This is a genomic window from Halomonas sp. H10-59 (genome assembly GCF_040070555.1).
Classification (GTDB): Bacteria; Pseudomonadota; Gammaproteobacteria; order Pseudomonadales; family Halomonadaceae; genus Halomonas; species Halomonas litopenaei.
Window position 1 is genome coordinate 3,560,090 of sequence record NZ_CP098828.1, and the last position, 21,248, is coordinate 3,581,337.

16 protein-coding genes are annotated in these 21,248 nt (G+C 65.0%); 11 read left to right on the top strand and 5 right to left on the bottom strand.

Annotated features, from left to right (window positions below; genetic code table 11):
- The first annotated feature begins 514 nt into the window (after positions 1 to 514).
- The 10 genes from NFG57_RS15480 to NFG57_RS15525 all read left to right on the top strand — a co-directional run bounded on the left by NFG57_RS15480 (position 515) and on the right by NFG57_RS15525 (position 12,429).
- Entirely contained in the window at positions 515 to 1,450 is a 936-nt protein-coding gene (locus NFG57_RS15480; protein WP_124803206.1) for a LysR family transcriptional regulator, read from the top strand.
- An 88-nt stretch (positions 1,451 to 1,538) separates the two neighbouring features.
- Positions 1,539 to 1,757: a DUF1656 domain-containing protein gene (locus NFG57_RS15485; RefSeq protein ID WP_108132484.1), complete on the top strand. Its 219-nt coding sequence runs from the start codon at positions 1,539 to 1,541 to the stop codon at positions 1,755 to 1,757.
- Entirely contained in the window at positions 1,758 to 2,621 is an 864-nt protein-coding gene (locus NFG57_RS15490) for an efflux RND transporter periplasmic adaptor subunit (protein WP_045992013.1), read from the top strand.
- Positions 2,621 to 4,894 carry an FUSC family protein gene (locus NFG57_RS15495; protein WP_348814717.1) on the top strand — a complete coding sequence of 758 codons (2,274 nt, stop codon included), beginning with the start codon at positions 2,621 to 2,623 and terminating at the stop codon, positions 4,892 to 4,894. The genes NFG57_RS15490 and NFG57_RS15495 overlap by 1 nt, the downstream gene beginning before the upstream one ends.
- Before the next feature lie 16 nt (positions 4,895 to 4,910).
- Positions 4,911 to 5,786, top strand: a complete 876-nt coding sequence (locus NFG57_RS15500; RefSeq protein ID WP_045992015.1) for an AEC family transporter — start codon at positions 4,911 to 4,913, stop codon at positions 5,784 to 5,786.
- A 121-nt stretch (positions 5,787 to 5,907) separates the two neighbouring features.
- Positions 5,908 to 7,038, top strand: coding sequence for a PQQ-dependent sugar dehydrogenase (locus NFG57_RS15505; RefSeq protein WP_348814718.1), 1,131 nt, complete (start codon positions 5,908 to 5,910; stop codon positions 7,036 to 7,038).
- A gap of 373 nt (positions 7,039 to 7,411) precedes the next feature.
- Positions 7,412 to 8,614: a glycine betaine/L-proline ABC transporter ATP-binding protein gene (locus NFG57_RS15510; protein WP_045992017.1), complete on the top strand. Its 1,203-nt coding sequence runs from the start codon at positions 7,412 to 7,414 to the stop codon at positions 8,612 to 8,614.
- Positions 8,615 to 8,619: 5 nt separating this feature from the next.
- Complete coding sequence (locus NFG57_RS15515) at positions 8,620 to 9,453, top strand: proline/glycine betaine ABC transporter permease (protein ID WP_045992040.1); 834 nt, start codon at positions 8,620 to 8,622, stop codon at positions 9,451 to 9,453.
- Between the two features lie 106 nt (positions 9,454 to 9,559).
- The gene (locus NFG57_RS15520) at positions 9,560 to 10,414 is read left to right on the top strand and encodes a glycine betaine ABC transporter substrate-binding protein (RefSeq protein ID WP_108448283.1); all 855 of its coding nucleotides are present in this window, start codon (positions 9,560 to 9,562) and stop codon (positions 10,412 to 10,414) included.
- A gap of 344 nt (positions 10,415 to 10,758) precedes the next feature.
- Complete coding sequence (locus NFG57_RS15525) at positions 10,759 to 12,429, top strand: BCCT family transporter (protein ID WP_348814719.1); 1,671 nt, start codon at positions 10,759 to 10,761, stop codon at positions 12,427 to 12,429.
- Positions 12,430 to 12,538: 109 nt separating this feature from the next.
- On the opposite strand, the gene NFG57_RS15530 is transcribed toward NFG57_RS15525, so the two are convergent.
- From NFG57_RS15530 to dctP, 5 genes are all read right to left on the bottom strand, one after another.
- Positions 12,539 to 13,261: a 3'-5' exonuclease gene (locus NFG57_RS15530; RefSeq protein ID WP_253552983.1), complete on the bottom strand. Its 723-nt coding sequence runs from the start codon at positions 13,259 to 13,261 to the stop codon at positions 12,539 to 12,541.
- Positions 13,262 to 13,266: 5 nt separating this feature from the next.
- Positions 13,267 to 15,165 carry a DUF294 nucleotidyltransferase-like domain-containing protein gene (locus tag NFG57_RS15535; protein ID WP_348814720.1) on the bottom strand — a complete coding sequence of 633 codons (1,899 nt, stop codon included), beginning with the start codon at positions 15,163 to 15,165 and terminating at the stop codon, positions 13,267 to 13,269.
- A gap of 366 nt (positions 15,166 to 15,531) precedes the next feature.
- Positions 15,532 to 15,921, bottom strand: a complete 390-nt coding sequence (locus NFG57_RS15540; protein WP_108132478.1) for a DUF4168 domain-containing protein — start codon at positions 15,919 to 15,921, stop codon at positions 15,532 to 15,534.
- Between the two features lie 292 nt (positions 15,922 to 16,213).
- Positions 16,214 to 18,409 carry a TRAP transporter large permease subunit gene (locus NFG57_RS15545; protein WP_348814721.1) on the bottom strand — a complete coding sequence of 732 codons (2,196 nt, stop codon included), beginning with the start codon at positions 18,407 to 18,409 and terminating at the stop codon, positions 16,214 to 16,216.
- Between the two features lie 93 nt (positions 18,410 to 18,502).
- Entirely contained in the window at positions 18,503 to 19,672 is a 1,170-nt protein-coding gene (dctP, locus tag NFG57_RS15550) for a TRAP transporter substrate-binding protein DctP (protein ID WP_083970293.1), read from the bottom strand.
- A 701-nt stretch (positions 19,673 to 20,373) separates the two neighbouring features.
- Between dctP and NFG57_RS15555 the strand changes: the two genes are divergently transcribed.
- Entirely contained in the window at positions 20,374 to 21,246 is an 873-nt protein-coding gene (locus NFG57_RS15555) for a DMT family transporter (RefSeq protein ID WP_045992043.1), read from the top strand.
- Positions 21,247 to 21,248 lie beyond the last annotated feature (2 nt).

Genomic DNA, 21,248 nt, shown 5'->3' on the forward strand with positions numbered 1-21,248 from the left:
CAGGCGGCGAATGTGAAGCGATAGCGGGTGAAGCGACAGAGGGTGAAGCGACAGGCAACGAGGTGACAGGCTGCGAGATAACAGAGGTTGAGCTGACAAGCGCTGAGGCAACATCTTCTTCATGACTCCGAAAAGGGGTGGCAAGCCACCCGGTGGCACGCGCAATGGCTGGCGTTTCAGGACCGCCGCCCTGGGCCGAGACGACCTGCGCACAACAATGAATGTGAATATTTATCATTTAGATTCTTCCATCAAAGTTGCACAATTGCTCGTGAACGTGACGTTGCAACTCTCGCAACCCCCTCCCGAAGCTGCCTTGCCTGCCTGATTCGCCCGCCCCTACTCGCCTTGCCCGCCTGCCCCCCCCCCCCCGGCTTGCGTCGCACCACGCGCAGGAAGTGCACGGCTGGGCATGCGGTAGAGGCCGCCAGCACAAGGGAGAATGATTTTCATCCGCACGATCCCGTGGCATACTGGCGGTTCGTGTTGCCCCTCTTCCCGCTTGCGTGATGCCATGCCAGATCTCGACGAACTGCTTGCCTTCAACCGCGTCATGGAGACCGGAAGCCTGACCCAGAGCGCCATCCAGCTCGGTCTGGCGAAGTCGACCTTGAGCCGGCGAATCAGCCAGCTCGAGTCGCGGCTGGGCCAGCCGCTGCTCAAGCGTCAGGCCAACCAGCTCCTGCCCACCGAGGCCGGACAGCGCTACTACGTGATCAGTCGGGAAATCCTGGAACTGGCCGAACAGGGTCAGCGCACCCTGGACAGCCTGCGCGAGGACGTCAGCGGCGAGCTTCATGTCGAAGCCCATCGCACCCTGACGCGAAGCTGGCTGGGCGGCGTGATGGAGACCTTTCTGGAACGTCATCCGGCGATACGCCTGACGCTGAGTACCGGCGAAACGGCACCACGGGATCCCGACTTCCAGGGCATCTGCGTATGGCTTGGCGAGACCGACGAGGGCAACCTGCGCCAGGAGCGCCTCGGCGCGCTGGAGCGCGGCATCTACGCTCATCCGGACTATCTGGCGAAGCACGGTACCCCGGAGGCACCCGACGCCCTTGGCCATCACGCCTGGATCGACCTGATGGGCGACAGTCAGGGCGGCATCACCCTGTCCCACCGTCACGGCGGCACGGTGCACTTCCAGCCACCGGCGTCACGCTTTCGCGTAGACCAGTCGATGCTGCATATCGACGCCATCGCCCGGGGACGCGGGCTCGGCATCCTGCCGGTGTGGACCACCGAAGCCCGCGAACGCCATCACCCCGGCGAACTGGTGCGCTGCCTGGAAGACTGGTCGCTGGCACCGCTGCCGGTGACCCTGCTTTACGGTTTCGGCCATCAGCCGCGCAAGGTCAGCGCCCTGCTCGACCATCTGCGCGACGCCGTGCCGGACGCCTGGCGAGCCCTGGAGACCACCGCCCTGCCCCGCCGTCAGGCGGGGTGAGCCCCTCCCGCCCTGCTTGCATGTTTGCTACGCTTGGTCTCGGTTACACGATTCACAACCGCACGGTTGAATCCCGGGGAGGCCCAGCATGGCGCTCAAGGAAGTCGCGCTTGGCGGTATCTATTTCAGCCCACTGCTGGTCTACGCCCTGATCGGACTGCTGCTCGCCGCAGTACTGCGCTTCGCCCTGCACCGCCTATGCGGCACCTCTCGGCTGTGGTACGAGGCGTGGCTGGACACCTCTCTTTTCGTTCTGTGCACCGCCGGGGTCGCCTGGTGGGGTGCGCTTGCCAGCGGAGGCGCCTGAATGCGCAAGACCCTGCGCGTGCTGATCACCCTGGCGGTGGTCGCCGCCGCCGTGGCTGCCGGACTGTGGCTATGGCGCTACTATCTGTACAGCCCCTGGACCCGTGACGCCCGAGTCGGCGCCGACATCATCACCGTGGCACCCGACGTCTCGGGCCGGGTGATCGCCCTTGCGGTCGACGACAACGACCACGTTGAAAAAGGCCAGGTGCTGTTTCGTATCGACGATGCTCGCTACCAGGCCGCCCTGGCCAAGGCCTCTGCCATCGTCGCCCAGCGTGAGGCCGAGCTTGCACTGAAGGAACACGAGGCGTCGCGGCGAGAGCAACTCAGCCGCCAGGCGATCAGCGCCGAGAATCGCGAAAGCGCCAATCGTGACCGCGATGTCGCCGCCGCCGCCCTCGACCAGGCCCGCAGTGACCTGACCAGCGCCCGCCTGGACCTGGAGCGCACCGAGGTCACCGCCCCGGCCTCGGGACACCTGATCAACCTCAAGCTCACTCAGGGCAACTACGTCAATCGGGGCACCTCGGTCATGGCGCTGGTGGTGGAAGATTCCTACTACGTCACCGCCTACTTCGAGGAGACCAAGCGCCCTGCCCTGGCCGTAGGCGATCCGGCCAAGGTCATTCTGATGAGCGGCAACCTCGAGCTGGATGGCCACGTCGACAGCATCGGACGAGCCATCGCCAATGACAACGCCACCCCCAACGACCAGCTGCTGCCCCAGGTCGAGCCCACCTTCAGCTGGGTGCGCCTGGCCCAGCGCATCCCGGTACGCATCGCCCTCGACGAGGTGCCGACGAACCTCGACCTGAGCGCCGGCATGACCGCCACGGTGCGGGTCCGGCCCGAGCCTCGCTAATGCCTTTTTCGGTATGGTGGCAGGCCTACCTGACGCCGCCGGCCAGTGCGGTCAAGTTCGCCATCAAGGCCACCCTGGCCATGGGTCTGGCGCTGTACATTGCTCTCTGGTGCGACCTCGATCGTCCCTACTGGGCGCTGATTTCCGCCGCCTTTCTGCAGATCCGCCCGATGAGCGGCATGGTGCTGGAGAAAGGCATCAGCCAGATCACCGGCACCGTCGTCGGCTGCCTCGCCGGCATCGCCATCATGTCGTTGTTCGTGCAGTCGCCGACACCGGCACTGATCTGTCTGACCGCCTGGATCATCCTGTGCGCCTACGCCGCCTCGGTGACCCGCAACAACGCTTCCTTCGGCTGCATCATGGCGGCCGTCACCGCCATGCTGATCGTGGTCATCACCGCCAGCGCCCCCACGGGTCTGTTCGCGGTGGCCGTGGCGCGCCTGTCGGAGCTGGCGCTGGGGGCCATCTGCGCCACCCTGGTCAGCGCCTTGCTGTGGCCGATTCAGGTCCGTGATCATCTCGCCGGCCTGGCCGATCAGGTGGTCAATCAGGCCTTCCTGCACGGCGCCCTGCGCCTGGACAACAGCGCCGATATCGCTGCCCTGCAAGCCACCCTGACCGCCAGTCTGCAACCCCTGACCCAGCTGGAAACCGACAGTCAGGCGGCACGCTACGAAGGCCCGGAAGGCATCGGCCGGCTACGCGCCAGCCATGTGCTGACGGTGCGCACCGCCCGCCTGCTGGCGATCCTCCACGCGCTCCAGCAACTGCTGCGCTCCCACGGCGGCGAGCTGCCAACGCCCACCAAACGCCTGATCGAGGACATGGCCAGTGACCTGCGCCACAGCGCCGAGGACAGCGGTGTGGCCCAGGCCCGCCAGCGGCTGCAGGCGCTCAGGCATCGGGCCCTTCAGTGCATGGCCGCAGACTTGGACGAGGGCATAGCCCCGGACTTAGACCAGGCCCCAGACCTGGCCTCGGACCAGGCCCCCGACCAGGCCTCGGACCAGGCCGCAGGCCAAACCACAGCCCGGTATGGGCAGAGTCCCAGTGGGCCCATCACCAGCGACCCCGCTACGACACGCACTACCGAGTCACCAGAGGCGCTGCTGCAACGGCGCATCCATCTCGGCCTGCGCGAGGCCCTCGGCCACGCCCTGGTCATCCTCGATGCGCGGGAGGCGATCCACACCCCCGGCAAACGCCGCCTCAAGGCGCCGGCGCTGGCCTTTCACCGGGATCATCTGGAAGCCGCCCTCAACGGACTGCGAGCCGGACTGGTGTTCGCCCTGCTGGCTATCGTCTGGCGCTACACCGCCTGGGACAATGGTCAGATCGCGATGCTGGTCGGCACCCTGTTCTCGGCCTTCTTCGCGACCCGCGACAATCCGGCAGCGGTCGCCGCCACCTTCCTCAAGGGCATGCTGGCGGCGGTACCCAGCGCCTTGCTGTTCGGCCATGTACTGCTGGCCCAGGCCAACGACTTCGTCACCCTCGCGCTGGTGTTCATGCCACCCTTGTTCCTGGGTCTGCTGGGCGCCGCCAACCCCCGCTTGATGGGCTATTGCCTGGCCTTCACCATCGGCAACATCCTGCTGACCATGCCCGGCAACGGCATGGACTTTTCCATCGATGGCTTTCTCGGCCGCGCTATCGCCCTGCTGCTCGGGCTCTCCACCGTGGTGATGGCCTTTCGCCTGGCGCCAGGCCTCCCCACCACCATTCGCAAGCACCGGCTGGTCAGCGCCACGGTGAACGACCTCCACGGGCTTCACCGGCGTAGCTTCCATGAAGCCGAGTCACGCTTCGGTGGTACCATGGCGGACCGCCTACTCAGGCTCGCCCAGCACGACGACAGTCTCCCGGAAGAACGCCGCTATCTATTTTCGCTGGGCCTGGTGGGGCTGGACCTTGGCTACGCCAGCCTCAATCTGCGGCGGCGCCTGGGCGGGCGCAGTGACGCGCTCGACCTCGCCCTTGACGACCTTGCCGCCGCCCTCGCCGACGACTACGGCGCCAGCGCCAGAGGCCACGCACCAGATAGAGCTCGTGAATACGGCAACCGGCTGCTGCAGACGCTTGAACAGCAGACGAATGACAGCGCCGAGTACCGGCTGATGGCGGGCCTGATCGAGCGCTTGACGATGTCGCTGGAGCGCCAGGCCGCTCGCTCTCGACAGGCCCGGCAAGCCGCGCCTGCCGTCGGCGTCGCTGGCCGGCAGCGTACTCCAGACCGACAGGGTGCCAAGGCCCCGGGTGTCGACCGATAAGGAGATAGATCCTCGCATGTTTGCCCAACTCTTCGCCGTGATGGCGCCGGTGATCACCGGCGCCGGTCTCGGATTCTTCTGGATCCGCCGCGGTTTCGACTATCCGGTGGCCTTCGTCACCAAACTGGTGTTCAACATCGGTACGCCTGCGTTGGTGATCGCCTCGCTGGCGGGTGCCGAGATCGACGCCTCGAGCTTCGGTCGCACCATGCTGGCGGCCGCCCTGGTGCTGTGCGCCATGGCCGCGCTGGCCTTCGTGCTGGCGCTGGTACTGCGCAAGGACTGGCGGGTACTGCTGGCTCCCACCATGTACCCCAACACCGGCAACATGGGGCTACCGGTGATCCTCTACGCCTTCGGCGAGGCTGGCTTCGCCTTCGGCATCACGGTGATGGTGACGGTGTCACTGTTCCAGTTCACCCTGGGCACCATGCTGGCCAGTCGTGGCAATCCGCTGAAGTCGCTGGTCAAGACGCCCACGGTCTACGCCATCCTGATCTCCATCGCGCTGTTGTTCACCGACACCGAACTGCCGCTGTGGCTGCAGAACAGCGTCGATCTGATTTCAGGCTTCACCGTGCCGCTGATGCTGATCACCCTGGGGGTGTCGCTGGCCAGCATCCAGGTCAGAAGCCTGCGCTCGGGTGTCTGGTTCAGCCTTTTGCGCATCCCCCTGGCGGCGGGCGTGGCCTGGGGCATAGGCATCTGGCTTGACCTGCCCCCCATGGCACTGGCAATCCTGGTGCTGCAGATGAGCATGCCGGTGGCGGTGTTCAACTATCTGTTTGCCCAGAAGTCCCAACGCGAGCCCGCCTATGTGGCGAGCCTGGTGTTCTGTTCCACACTGCTATCCTTGATCTATCTACCGGTGCTGCTGGCGCTGCTGCTGTAACGCGTGTTGACCTTGGCAGGAAAAGCGTCTCCGCCGACCTGTCACGCCATCGCCGCTCGGCGTGCCAGGGACTTGGAAGCGGTCCGCCACCGGAAACCCATACTTGCCGTGCGGAGTCTCCATGTTGCGAAGCCTTTTCCTCGCCCTGCTGACATTGTCATTGCCTACAGGCGCCCAGGCGGCGTCGTTGCCCGAGCAGGTACCGGGGCTTCATCACCCGGTCGCGCTCGAGCTGATCACCGATGAGCTGGACACCCCCTGGTCGCTGGCCTTTCTGCCCGATGGGCGCATGCTGGTCGCCGAGCAGCCCGGGACCCTGGCGCTGGTGGATGACGGTGATGTCCAGAGACTCGACGGCCTGCCGCAGGTCTCACACCGCGGCCAGGGTGGGCTCTTTGACCTGGCGCTGCATCCGCAATTCGGCGATGGCACCCACGACTGGCTCTACTTCAGCTGGGCGCAGCCCGGCACGGACGGCGACTCGGACGACGCCACGGCGGTATCACGGGTCAGGTTCGAGGACGACGCCCTGGGCGCGATAACGCCAATTTTTGTGCAGAATCGCTTTTCCACGCCAGGCCGCCATTACGGTGGCCGCCTGCTGTTCGACGACCAGGGCCTGCTGTGGCTGACCATCGGCGATCGCGGCGTCAGCAAGAGCCGCGCCCAGGACCCGGCAGACCACGCCGGCAGCCTGCTCAGGCTGACCGCAGACGGCGATCCCGCGCCGGACAATCCGGGCTTCGACGATGACGCGGCCCCCGAGGTCTACTCGATCGGCCACCGCAACCCTCAGGGCCTTGCCCAGGCTGCCGACGGCACCCTGTGGTCGACCGAGCATGGCCCGCGCACCGGCGACGAACTCAATCGTATTCTGCCCGGCGAGAACTACGGCTGGCCCGAGGTGACCCGCGGACGCGACTACGCCACCAATCTGCCGCTGGGTGTCGACAGTGCCCCGGGCATGCGCGATCCGGTGCATGTGTTCGAAGGACGCTTTGCGCCGTCCGGGCTCGCCGTGGTCAGCGGTGAAGAATTCCCTGCCTGGCAGGGCGGTCTGCTGGCGGGCGGGCTTCGCGGCGAGCGACTGCTGCGCCTGCGCCTCGAGGGCGACAGCATCATCGAGCGCGAGGTGGTGCTGGATGGCGAGGTCGGCCGCATCCGCGACGTGCGGCTCGGCCCCGACGGCGCCATCTACCTGCTGACCGACAGCGATCCCGGTCGTCTGATCCGGCTGACGCGGGTGCGCTGAGCGGCGCCGATACGGAGCGCGACAGGGACCGCGACAGGGAAATAGCTCCCCTTGCCCATGCCGTTCTGGCATGGGCTTCTCCCCCACTTCTACCCAATACCGCACCCGCCGGGGCTTTCTCGATTCAGTGAACGTGCGCCCATGCTGAATTTGAATGATCTTTCAAAGACCTTTAGGGTATTGCACCTTTCTGCGCCTCAACGGTGAAAGCTGGCATGCTGTTCAGCCGTGGGGATGCGGCAAGGAGTGCCGCCCCTGACGCAGCCGCGCCAGCTCTGGACGATGAACGCCGACGCCAGGATGCACGTGACGTCGACCTTCATCGTTCGACCGGCTGGACGTGTTTACGCAACCCAACAAGGCACCCCTACCCATGAGCGAGAACCGATCCGTCAAGATCAAGGTTCGCGGGCTGAGCAAGGTCTTCGGCGACCAGCCGAAGAAGGCACTCAAGCTACGCGATGAAGGGCTCAAGCGTCCTGAAATCCTGGACAAGACCGGCCAGACCCTGGGCCTGTCGAACATCGACTTCGACGTCCATGAAGGCGAACTGCTGGTGATCATGGGCCTCTCAGGCTCGGGCAAGTCGACCCTGATCCGCTGCCTCAACCGGCTGATCGAGCCCACCGAAGGCGAGATCATCATCGACGGCGAGGACATTCCGCAGCTCTCCGACAAGGCACTGCTGGAGTGCCGCCGCCGTCACTTCTCGATGGTCTTCCAGAACTTTGCCCTGTTCCCCCACCGTACCGTGCAGCAGAACGCGGAGTTCGGGCTGGAGATTCGCGGCATCGACGCCGACACCCGCGCCAAGACCGCCCGTGACGCCCTGACCCAGGTCGGGCTGAATGGCTGGGAAGACGCCTACCCCAATCAGCTGTCCGGCGGCATGCAGCAGCGTGTCGGCCTGGCCCGGGCGCTGGCCAATGACTCCACCGTGCTGCTGATGGACGAGGCCTTCTCGGCGCTCGACCCGCTGATCCGCAAGGATATGCAGCAGGAGTTGCTGGAACTCCAGCACCGCATGAAGAAGACCACGGTGTTCATCACCCACGATCTGGACGAAGCGCTGAACATCGGTGACCGCATCGTCCTGCTCAAGGACGGTGAGGTGGTGCAGATCGGCACGCCGGAGGAGATCCTGACCAAGCCGGCCGACGACTACGTCGAGCGCTTCATCGAAGGCGTCGACATGTCCCGGGTGCTGACCGCCGAGAGCGCCATGCGCCCGGTGCGTGCCACCGCCCGCGAGGACGACGGCCCGCGTACCGCACTGCGCAAGATGAAAGAAAACGCCATGGACTCGATCTACGTCACCAGCCGCGATCGCAAGCTCAAGGGACTGGTCGAGGCCGACGCCGCCAACAGCGCCATCCAGAGCGGACAGGATCGACTGGATAGCGTGATGACCCAGGACTTCCGCACCGTGGGGCCCGACGAGCCGCTGCACAATCTGTTCGCGCTGTTCAACGAAAAGAGCTTCCCCATCGCCGTCATCGACGACGAGCGACGCCTGCTGGGCGTGGTGGTCAAGGGCGCGGTACTGGATGAACTGGCACAGGCAGGAGACCACTAATGGCGATCGAGATTCCTCGCATTCCCCTCGGTGACTGGATCGAGACCGGCCTGAGCTGGCTGACCACCGAATACTCTGCCGTCACCCGCGGCATCTCGCGGATTACCCAGACCGGTATCGACGGTCTCAATGACGCCCTGATGTGGCTGCCCGACTGGGCCCTGCTGCTGATCATCGCCGGCCTGTGCTGGAAGATGGCAAGCCCCAGGCTCGCCATCGGCGCGGTCTTGGGCCTTGGCTTGATCTGGAACCTCGATCTGTGGGACCCGATGATCGAGACCCTGACCCTGGTCGTCATCGCCACCCTGGTGGCGGTGGTCATCGCCTTGCCGGTGGGTATCGCCGCGGCGCTGTCCGATCGACTCTACCGCCTGATCATGCCGGTGCTGGACTTCATGCAGACCATGCCGGCCTTCGTCTACCTGATCCCGGCGATCCCGTTCTTCGGTATCGGCTCGGTGTCGGCGATCTTTGCCACCGTGATCTTCTCCATGCCGCCGGCCATCCGCTTCACCACCCTGGGCATCCGTCAGGTACCGGTGGAGCTGATCGAGGCCGCCGACGCCTACGGCGCCACCCGCGGCCAGAAGCTGGTCAAGGTGCAGCTGCCGCTGTCGCTGCCCACGGTAATGGCCGGCATCAACCAGACCATCATGCTGGCCCTGTCGATGGTGGTGATCGCCGCCATGATCGGCGCCGATGGCCTGGGCAGCGAGGTCTGGCGAGCCATCCAGCGACTGCGTCCGGGCGATGGCTTCGAGGCCGGCATCGCGGTGGTCATCCTGGCGATGCTGCTGGATCGCCTGACCCAGTCCCTGCGCAAGGAGCGCAAGCAGTAAACGCTCGACGCGGGCTCCCTCGGCCGGGGGAGCCTGCGGGGCGGCATTTGCAAGACACTGTCGCCTGCTTCACGCTAATACCTCTTATCGCAAGGAGAGTCGCACCATGTCACCCAAGGCAACTCGTTCTCTCGGTCTGGCCCTGGCCATCAGCGCCGCCGCCACCAGTGTTCACGCCCAGGACAAGGGTTCCGTGCACCTGGCCTACGTCGAGTGGTCGTCCACCGTGGCGTCGACCAACGTGGTTCGTGCTGTGCTCGAACAGGCCGGCTACGAGGTCGAGACCTCCGCACTGTCTGCCGCGGCCATGTGGCAGTCCGTCGCCAGCGGCGACGCCGACGCTCTGCTCGCCGGCTGGCTGCCGACCACCCACGAGGACTACTACGCGCGCCTCCAGGACCAGCTGGTCGATGCCGGCGTCAACCTCGACGGCACCAAGCTGGGCCTTGCGGTCCCGGCAGATTCCGAGGTCGACTCGATTGATGAGCTCAATGAACACGCCGACCAGTTCAACGGCGAGATCATCGGCATCGATCCTGGCGCCGGCCTGATGCGTCTGACCGAGGAAGTGGTCGACGCCTACGAGCTCGACCTGGACCTGCGCACCGGCAGCGGCGCCACCATGACCGCCGCACTGGGCAGCGCCATCGACCGTGGCGAGCCGATCGTGGTCACCACCTGGACCCCGCACTGGATGTTCGCCCGCTGGGACCTCAAGTACCTCGAGGACCCCCAGGGCGTCTACGGTGGCGCCGAACAGATCCACACCATCGTCCGTCAGGGCCTCGAAGAGGACATGCCGGAGGCCTACGCCATCCTCGAGAACTTCGAGTGGACCACGGAAATGATGGGTGAAGTCATGCTGATGAATCAGGAAGACGACACCGATCCCTACGAAAACGCCCAGAAGTGGGTCGAGGATAACCAGGACGTGGTCAAGGAGTGGCTCGGCGAGGCCTGAGTCCGATAGATGCCACGCCACCGTCATGATGCTGTGGCAATGGTCAGGGGTGCCCCGGGGCGCCCCTGCTGTCGTTGCGGCCAGCACTGCGTCGCCCACGCGGTGCAAGCGGTCGCCCGCAGAACCTTGGGTCCGGGACGATCGTGGCAAGCTGATCCAGGCGTGCCCGGGCGGCCTTGGAATAGATGCCGTTGACGGCACAACTGGCAAGCTGGCTCAGGCAGGCCACACTTCAGGCAGGCTGGACCGAACGGTATCGATGACAGACGAGCCAGCCGCGACCCCGCTCCGAGTCGATGGCGTGACGCCACAGTTACCATTTTTAAACGCAAGGGAGATCGCACGTGGAAAAAGACCCCAACCACAAGCCTTCATCTGCCGATACCGGTAGTGAAGGAGTACCGGCCCCGGAGGGGCCAGCCAACCTGATCGATACGGACTACGTTATCGGTCAGGACAATATCGTCACCAAGTCCTTCGGCGTGGACGTGGACCTGCACGGCAAGGTGTTCACCGTCTCGTCGCTGCTGATCCTGGTCTTCGTGATCCTGACCCTGGCCTTTCAGGGCGGCGCCGAGCCGTTCTTCAATGGCATCCGTGGCTGGCTGACCAGCAACCTGTCCTGGGTCTTTCTGCTCGGCGGCAACGTATTCGTGCTGCTGGCACTGGGACTGATCTTCACCCCGCTTGGCAAGGTCCGCATCGGTGGTGCCGAGGCCACGCCCGACTACAGCTACATGGGCTGGTTCGCCATGCTGTTCGCCGCCGGCATGGGCATCGGTCTGATGTTCTATGGCGTGTCCGAGCCGATGACCCACTTCTCCACCGCGCTCGGGGGCACTTCGGTCGGCGAAAACGGCATACGTACCGACTGGGCTCCGCTGGGCGCCGCCGCCGGTGACGAGCAAGCCGCGGTCAATCTCGGCATGGCGGCGACCATCTTCCACTGGGGTCTGCACCCCTGGGCGGCCTACGCCATCGTCGGCCTGTCACTGGCCATCTTCGCCTTCAACAAGGGTCTGCCGCTGACCATGCGCTCGGTGTTCTACCCGATCCTGGGCGAGCGCGTATGGGGCTGGCCGGGCCACCTGATCGACATCCTGGCGGTCTTTGCCACCCTGTTCGGTCTGGCCACCTCGCTGGGGCTTGGTGCCTCCCAGGCCGCCGCCGGCCTGAACGAGCTGTTCGGTACGCCGAATACCGACACCACCATGGTGCTGCTGATCGCCGGCATCACCGGCGTTGCGCTGTGTTCCATCATGCTTGGCGTCGAGAAGGGTGTGCAGCGCCTGTCCCAGGTGAACATGGTGCTGGCCTTCCTGCTGCTGGCGTTCGTGATCCTGGTGGGCCCGACCCTGGCCATCGCCACCGGCTTCTTCACCAACCTGGGCCACTACCTGGCCGAGCTGCCAGCGCTGTCCAACCCCTTCGGTCGCGAGGACGCCAACTTCGTCCAGGGCTGGACCGCCTTCTACTGGGCCTGGTGGATCTCCTGGTCTCCGTTCGTCGGCATGTTCATCGCCCGGGTCAGCCGTGGCCGCACCGTGCGTGAGTTCCTCACCGCCGTGCTGCTGGTCCCGACCCTGGTATCGGTGCTGTGGATGACCTCCTTCGGCGGTACCGCCATCGAGCAGTACATCACCGACGGCTTCCAGGGCGTCCAGGACGCCGCACTCGAGCTCAAGCTGTTCGCCATGCTCGGCGAGCTGCCGCTGGCCTCGATCACTTCCTTCATCGGCATCGTGCTGGTCATCGTATTCTTCGTGACCTCCTCGGACTCCGGTTCGCTGGTCATCGACTCGATCACCGCCGGCGGCAAGGTCGACGCACCCAAGCCGCAGCGCGTGTTCTGGGCCATCATCGAAGGCGCCATCGCCATCGCCCTGCTGCTGGGCGGCGGTCTTACCGCCCTGCAGGCGGCGGCGGTCTCGACCGGGCTGCCGTTCACCCTGGTGCTGCTGGTGGCCTGCTACGCCATCATCAAGGGCCTGATGAGCGAGCCCAAGGCGGTCTAGACCTGCCTGGCGAAGACAGCAAGTGCATGAAAAAAGCGGCAGCCCTCGGGCTGCCGCTTTTCTTTTGGCGAGATGGCTGACGTATCGACGGGCAGCTCAACTCCCTTATTCAGCTCCACAGCATGCCGATGGGCGTCTCAGGCGCGTAGTTGCCGGCTACTTGTGCCTGCAGCAATTCCGCCGTGGCGATGGCGTCGGTCAGGGCGTGGTGGCCATGATAATGAGGTAGCCCGTAGCGCAGCCGACTGTCGTGCAGGCGGATCGACCTGGGTGGGCGGCCCATCCAGCGACGAAAGCGCGCCATGGTCGACTGACGGTGGATGCGCGCCTCCAGCGACATGGTGTCGATCACCGGGAAGCTCAGTGACTCCTTCCAGGCCGCGCGTACCGCGGCGTCCAGAAAGGACCTCTCGATATGGCGAAAGTGCACCACCAGCAGGTGGCCGGCCATGGCGCGGAAGACATCGGCGAGCACCTCCTCGATCCGCGGAGCCCCCTGGATATCGGCGTGGGTGATGTGATGAAAGGTCACCGACTCGGCGTTCAGGGTGCGATGGGGACGCACCACCCAGTAGCGCCGCTCGGCGAGCCGAATACGCGATAGCGAAAAGGGCACCAGGCCAATCGAGACGATCTCGTCACGCCTGGGATCGAGCCCGGTAGTCTCCAGGTCCAGTGCCATCAGCGGCGCTTCCTGAATCGGCAGGATCGGCGACAGATCGGCCCCGGCGAAGAAATCCACCAGCGCCTGCTGGCGGCTCTTCTGACGTCGGGCGACCAGGTAGTCGTGCCAATCCGGCGCCGAACGTGTCTTGGGGCGAAGCAACGGCATGGCGGCTACCTGCTGGTCAGGGGATAACGGAACTTGAGGAACTTCTGGGCGTTGCTGAGCGCCTGGAAGGCATCCTTGAGGTTGTGGCGCTCCTCGCTGGAGACGTTTTCCGGCTCGATATTGTTGTCCGGCTCGTGCTCATGCTCCAGATCGATGACCTGGTGACGAATCCGCGACATGGACAGAAACTCGAGCGCGTAGCGCAGCTTGTCACTGACCCCGGGCGCCAGCAACTGGGTGCGATCGATATCGTCCAGGCGGTCAAAGCTGTTCTGGGCGCGGGAACCACAGGCCAGGGCATGGATACGGATCAGGTCCACCATCGGCGCCGTGCCGCGACGCTTCAGATTGATCGAGTTGTTGTGCTTGCCGTCCTTCTCCATCACGAAGGTGCGGAAGATGCCCAGCGGCGGCGTCCGATTCAGCGCATTACGCGCCATGGCGGAAAGAAAGCGCTTGTGCTTCGACGCCTTGGTGGCGACCAGGTCCTGCAACTCCTCCACCAGTGGATTGTCACCGTGGACCGTATCCAGATCGAAGAAGATCGAGCTGTGCAGCAACCCTTCCGGTGACGGGCGCTCGATCCATTCGGTGAAGTAGCCTTTCCACACCGACAGCGGCTGGCGCCACTTCGGATTGGTGGCCATCACGTCCCCCTTGCAGTAGGTATAACCGCAGGCGGCCAGGCCATCGCTGACCCGCTTGGCCATGGTCGCGAAGTACTCGTCGTGCAATGCTGGATCGAAGTCATCGGACAGTACCAGAGCATTGTCCTGGTCGGTGACGATGCTCTGCTCGTTACGCGCCATCGAGCCCAGCGCCATGAAGCAGTACGGCACCGGTGGCGGTCCTAGCTCCTCTTCCGCCATCTCCAGAAGCCGTCGGGTGAAGCTGCGCCCGATGGTCGACAGCGCCTTGCCCACCATCTGCGAGTCGGCACCGTCGTGAACCATGCGCACAAAGGCGGCCTGGACGTCCGGCGCCAGCTTGGCCAGACACTCCACCGACGGTTGATGGAAGATATTGCTGACCAGATAGAGGCTGCTCTGGGTCTCGTAGCGAATGATGTCGGAGAGGTGCACGATGCCCACCGGCGAACGGCGGTGCATCACCGGCAGGTGATGGATGTTGTTGCGCAGCATGCACAGCATCGCCTCCTGCACCGACTCGTCGGACTGCACCGCGATCAGGCGGCGGCCGGCAACCTCACCCACCGGGGTATCCGGCGACAGCCCCTCGGCCACGACCTTGGTGCGAAAGTCGCTGTCGGTCAGGATCCCGGTGACCTGCCAGTAGCCACCTTCACTATCCTTGAAGGTGTAGCGCGGGTTGTTCTCGGGCTTGTCCAGCACCAGCACCGCCGAGGCCTGGGACTCGCTGATCTGGCGCGCCGCCTCCTGCACCGTGGCCCGCGCCTCGACCATGACGGGATAGCGGGTCAGCAGCTTGCGGATCCGCGTCACCATCATGTCGTTGTTCTTGCGCTGACTTTCCACCGCCGTCTCGAGCCGGGGGCGATCCACCTCGACGAACTCGGCGAACTGCTCGTCGGCTTCGCACAGTTGGTGAAACATCGCCTCGGGGATGAAGTAGATCAGGCTGTCTTCCAGCGCCTTGGCCGGGAAGCGCACGCGACTGTGGCGCAGCAGGCTGAAGTGGCCAAAGATGTCGCCCTCCCCCAGCAGGTTGTAGAGCTCTCCGTTGCGCCGGGTGACCTCCACCGCTCCGCTGCGGATGTAGCAGAACTCCTGATGCACGGCGTCAAGCTCGAGAATGGACGAGCCGGCCTTGAAGTAGCTGACCTGCACCTGTCCGGCGACCTCGTCCAGCAACTCCTCCGACAGCCCGTCAAAGGGCGCAAAGCGCCCCATATGCTGGCTGATTTCCAACAGTTCCGCTTCCATGGTGTCCTCCGCGCGGTCGCCGTGGCTGGCAGCAGGACGCTCCCTGGTCCCCCACCCTCTGACTATCGGAAGCATGGAGCCGAGGCCAGCGGCTGTAAAGCATTAGCAGTATCTTGATCGGCCTCTCGCCAAACGCCGCAGAAGCCATCGAGCGTGGCCCGGAGAGCCAGGCATTGCTGACACTGCGACCTGATGACCGATCCATCCTTCGTTGATCACGACTTCACACCCGACCGGCCGCTCGAATCCTCGCCCTGTGCAAACATCTTCAGCACTGCAAACAACAACGCCCGCCGGCCTCGAGGGCGGCGGGCGTGCGTCGATCTAGGCGGCCAGTCTCTTTGACTGGCGAGAGTGGCGGTCAGCTCACGACTGCGCCATCTCCTGTACGCGCTTCATCATGTCCGGGTTCTGCTGGATAGCCTGACCGATAGCGTTGAAGGTCTCGACCTCGAGCCCGCTCTGCTGGACGGCTTCGACCATCTTCTGGTTGGCCTCGGTGCGCACATCCTGCTGGGCCTGCTGGCCTTCGGCTTCCTGCAGCTGCTGGGTGTAGTCCTGGGAAATCGCGGCGATCTCCTTGGAAGCGTCGGCGAACTTCTCGAGCTGGGCATCAGAGAAATTCTGCGCCTGAGCGGCAGCCTCGACGTCAGCGTTGCCTGACGCCTGCGCGTTTGCTTCCTGGGCATGGGCGGTGGCGCTCATCAGACCAGCAGAAAGCAGGGCGGCGGTGATCAGGGCGGTGAATCGTTGCATGAAGTCCTCCAGGAGGTGGTTGAGAATTCGTCAATCGCTCGCACAGTGTGACGACGCAGTTGCATGAGGGTTCCCCACAATCGTGTTACGAAATGCAAGCCATTTTCGCCTCCGCGTCGCCGGTCGGCGACAACCGCCAGAGGCCACGGCAGGCCATGGGGATAAGCGTCATGATACGCCAGGCAATTCTTCGGCGAAGCACCGAAAAAGGCGTGTTGCCTGCCACTGCTGAACATCTTGCAAAAACGCCTCCGGCCGAGCCGGCCGGAGGCGTTGTCATGACACCGCCCGACTAGCCGTAGGCCAGGTTGGGCAGCCAGGTGACCAGCGCCGGGAACATGATCACCAGCAGCAGGCCCAGCGCTTGCAGCGCAAGGAAGGGAAAGGACGAGCGGAAGATCTGGCCCATGGTGATATGCGGCGGACACACCCCCTTGATGTAGAACAGCGCATAGCCGAACGGCGGGCTGAGGAAGGACATCTGCATATTGACCAGGTAGATCACCCCGAACCACAGCGAGACGTCGGCGGGGTCCACCCCGGGCAGGCCAAATACCCCGGTGAAGTCCAGCCCCTTGATCAGCGGTACGAAGATCGGCACCGCCAGGAGCAGGATACCGACCCAGTCCAGGAACATCCCCAGCGCCACCAGCAGCACCATCATCAGCGCCAGCACCGCGTAGGGGCCAAGCCCTGCCCCGGCGATCAACTCCTGCACGAAGGTCTGGCCGCCCTGCAGGATGTAGAAGCCGACGAAGATGCTGGCACCGAAGATGATCCACATGACCATGGCGGTCGCCACCAGGGTGGTCATGCAGGCGGCGTGCAGGTTGGGCCAGGTCAGCCGCTTGTGCATCGCCGCCACCACCAGCGCACCGAAGGTGCCGATACCCGCCGCTTCCACCGGGGTCGCCACCCCGGTGAAGATGATGCCGAGCACCAGCAACACCAGGGCGATAGGCGCCAGCATATTGCGCAGCAGGCGCAGCTTCTCGGCGGTGGAGACCCGGTCTTCCTCCGGCATCGGCGGCGCCACCTTGACGTTCAGGGTGCCCCTTAGCCAGCAGTAGAAGGCGTACATGCCGGCCAGCAACAGGCCGGGAATCAGCGAGCCCAGGTAGAGCTCGCCCACCGACTGCTGGGCGATGACGCCGTAGATGATGGCCAGGATGGACGGCGGGATGAGGATGCCCAGGGTGCCCCCGGCCATGATCGACCCCAGCGCGATCTCCGGCTGGTAGTTGCGCTTGAGCATGGCCGGCAGCGCGATCAGGCCCATGGTCACCACCGCCGCGCCGATCACCCCGACCATGGCGGCCAGCAGCGTCGAGGCGATGATGGTGGCGATCGCCAGGCCCGCCTTGAGACCGCCCATCCACTTGTAGACCACATCGAACAGCTCTTCGATGATGCCGGCCTTCTCCAGTACCGAGGCCATGAAGATGAACAGCGGAATGGCCGAGAGCTGGTAGTTGGTCATCATCGGGAAGATGCGCGAAGGCATCAGGTTCAGCATGTGCTGATCGCCCACCAGGTAGAGGAACACCACCCCCAGACCGCCGGTAACGAAGGCCAGCGGTAGCCCCGCTACCAGCACCACCATCAGGGTGCCGAACATCAACAGGGTCAGCGCGCCAATACCCACCGTGGACAGCGAGTTCTCCAGGCTAAGCGCCAGGCTCTCGTAGTCGGTCAGGGCGATATTGACGATTTCGTGGATGGTGTAGGCGCCGAGGATCACCGCCAGCACCACCAGAATGCTGGCAGACACCGTCGAGCCTTCGTGGTGCTCGCGGTGGTGACGATAGGCCTGGAGGTCCTTGATCAACTGCGCGATCCCCTGCAACAGCAGCAGCAAGGCACCGAAGAACAGCATGAACTTGACCGGGAAGTACTGCACCGCCCATTCGGTGAAGGACACCTCGTTGGCGTAGCTGTCACCGAACCACCAGACGTCGCTGACCGACTGCGAGAAGAAACGCCAGCCGGTGGTCAACAGCGCCAGGGTGAAGATGAAGAAGAAGATCGAGGTGACCAGGTCCAGCGCGGCCTTGTTGAGCGGCGCCGCCCGCTGGTAGAGGATATCGACGCGCACATGCCCGCCCTCGCGCAGCGCGAAGGCACCCGCCAGCAGGTACTGCATGCCGAACATCAGGGTCATCGACTCGTGAGCCCAGTTGGTCGGCGAGTTGAAGGCGTAGCGCAGCACCACCTCGTAGGTGAACACGAAGGGCGCGATCAGCGACCAGTAGGCCACGTAGCGCCCGGCAAAGCCGGAAATGCGGTCGATGCCGCGGGTCACCACATTGCCAGGCGCTGCGTAGGCCTGCTCGCTCGTCGCGACGGGGGTCTCGGCGGTATCGCCACCGCTCACCTCGCCACCCCGGCGGAAGCTTCGATCCACCAGCAGCATCACGATCAGCGGCAGTCCTGCCAGCACCGCCCAATAGAGCCAGTGCGGCAGAACGAAATCAATCTGTAGATTCATTGACGCTCCTCCGCTGGTCGCCAGGCGTTTCGCCAGGCGACCACGGAATATTCATCGACGTCGACCGGGTCGCCCCGGTCGACACGTGCAGGCCTAGGCGTTGAGCTCGAAGTCCTTGATGTCCTCTTCGGTGATCAGTGCCACCGACGGATCGAGCATGGTGTTGAGGTGGGCACGGAACAGCTTGGCCGCGTCCGGATCCTTGTTGGCCCATTCGAACCACAGCGGGATCGCGGCGTCGCGGAAGCGGTCGGCGTCGTCCTCTGACAGGTGGATGATCTCGACGCCCTTCTCGCGGTACTTGGGCCAGGCCTCGGCGTTGGCCTTCTGGATGGCGGCGTAGTGCTCGCGGGAGTAGGCCGCGACCAGGTCATGCATCAGGTCCTTGGTCTGGTCGGACATGCGCTCGTAGACCCGGCGATTGACCGCGATATCCATCAGGTCGACCGCCTGGTGCAGACAGGGAGTCGAGGGCGGGCCCATGATGATGTAGTCGGTCACCTGCCAGAAGCCCAGCTCGAAGTTGACCGCCGCACCGGTGTAGTCGGCGGCGTCGATGGTGCCCTTCTCCAGCGCCGGGTAGACCTCGGAGCCCGGCAGCAGCGTGGTACGCGCACCGATCTTGGCGAAGGTCTCGGCGACGATGCCGCCGGGCATGCGGATCTTCACCCCTTCGAAGTCATCGAAGCTTCTCAGCGGCACCTTGGAATGGATCAGGTTGAGGTCGTGGTGGACGTAGCCCAGCAGCTCCTGACCCTGCTTGCGGTAGAGGTCCTTGGCGATGCCGAAACCGCCGTAGGCACCGAACATCATGTCCCACTGGTGGGGTACCGACAGGCCCATGGGATAGGCGGTGAGAAAGACCCCGGCGGGCATCTTGCCCGGCCAGTAGACGGTGAACCAGTTCTGGCCGTCGAGCACGCCGTTGCGCACCGCGTCGGCTACCTCGAAGGCACCGGCCACGGCTCCGGCCGGGAACGGCTCGATGGTGACCTCGCCGCTGGTGGCCTCGGCGACGCCGGCGGCCCACTCCTCGAAGATGCGGTAGCCGGTGGTGCCGGGCTGCCAGGATGACTGCATGCGGATGCGGATGCCCTGCTGAGCCTGGACGTTGCCGACCCAGGGTGCCGCCACCGCGGCGGCGGAACCAACCGCAGCAGCCTTCAGAAAGCGGCGGCGGTCCGGGGTCGCGATGCGTTCGGACAGGGAGGCCGTTGGCGAGGCCGTATCAAGGTCTTGCTGGGGCTTGTCTAGCCGGGACATGGCATAACTCCTGGTGGATCGGTGCGGTCTCGATCTGCCGCACCCGGTGTGTTGTTGTTGTCGATCCATGGCATCGTCATGAGCGCTCGAGGCACTTTCGCCGCAAGCTAGGCCCACCTGTTGCAAGCGATTTGCGCCGCTGCGCTCTTGAGCCGGGCGTTGCCCGTGCGCGTCCTTGCGAGGACCTCCTCGGGGCATGAACGGGACATCGCTTCGATGCAAGCGAGGCGTCCCCCTCCCGGGGCGTCATCGAAAAGAAAGCTAGCGAAAAGGCCCCCGGCGGCCAACGGCCCCATTCAACGCAACCTGTCTGCATTATTGGTCTGACCAGCGGCCATTTCGCCTATAAACTGCGCAAAAACAAGCATCGGCGTGGTCAGACCAATCTCACTCTCCCTCCACGACCTACGACCAAAGCACGAGAGCAACGCTTGGCAATCCCCTCCTTGAGGGAGGCGGGATAGGGCATCATGATTGGGCGCTCGCCCTGCCGATGACATGAACCACAAGGAAGTCCCCGCGATGCCACCCTCAGTGATCACCGCCCAGCCCCCGCTTGCCGCATCGTGTGTCGGGTGGCCGCTTGCCGCAGCTTGTTCGGGGTGCCCGCCTACCGCGCAGTGTGTCGGGTGCCCGCTTACCGCACCTTGTGCGAGGTGCCCGTGAGCCGCCCCGCCCTGCCGTCCTGGCTATTGCCGGCCATGCCGCTGGTGTTCGTGGTGCTGTGGAGCACCGGCTTCATCGGTGCCAAGTTCGGCCTGCCCTACGCCGAGCCCTTCACCTTCCTGAGCATTCGCTTCGCCGCCACCCTGGCGCTGCTGGTCCCCATCGTCTGGCTGACCCGCTCGGCCTGGCCGTCGAGTCCCCGTCTGTGGGGGCATGTGGCGGTGTCCGGCTGTCTGGTTCACGGCGGCTATCTGGGCGGCGTGTTCTACGCCATCAGCCTGGGCATGCCGGCGGGACTGGCGTCCCTGCTGGTGGGGTTGCAACCCTTGCTGACCGCTGCGCTGGCGGGCCCCCTGCTGGGCGAGCGGCTGTCTGCGCTGCAGTGGATGGGACTGGCCCTGGGGCTGGCCGGGGTCAGCCTGGTGCTGGGAGGCAAGATGGACCTGTCGGCGCTGTCCTTCGAAGGGTTTGGCTGGCCGGCGCTGGCCTGCACCCTGGTGGCGCTGGTGGGGATTTCGCTGGGGACGCTGTACCAGAAGCGCTATTGCAGCGGCATGCCGCTGCTCGGCGGCACCGTGGTGCAGTACCTCGGGGCGCTGGCCTTGCTTGGCGCCGGCTGCCTGCTGCTGGAAACCCGCGAGGTGGAGTGGTCGCTGACCTTTGTGCTGACGCTGGGCTGGCTGGTGCTGGTGCTGTCCATCGCCGCCATCATGCTGCTGATGATGCTGATCAAGCGTGGCGAGGCGTCCCGCGTCGCCAGCCTGTTCTACCTGGTGCCGCCGGTTACCGCGGTGGAGGCATGGTGGCTGTTCGATGAAGGGCTGCCGCCGGTATCCCTGATCGGCATGGCGCTGGCCATTGCCGGCGTCGCCCTGACCGTGCGGGCCAAGAAGCCCCGGGCGTCCTGAAC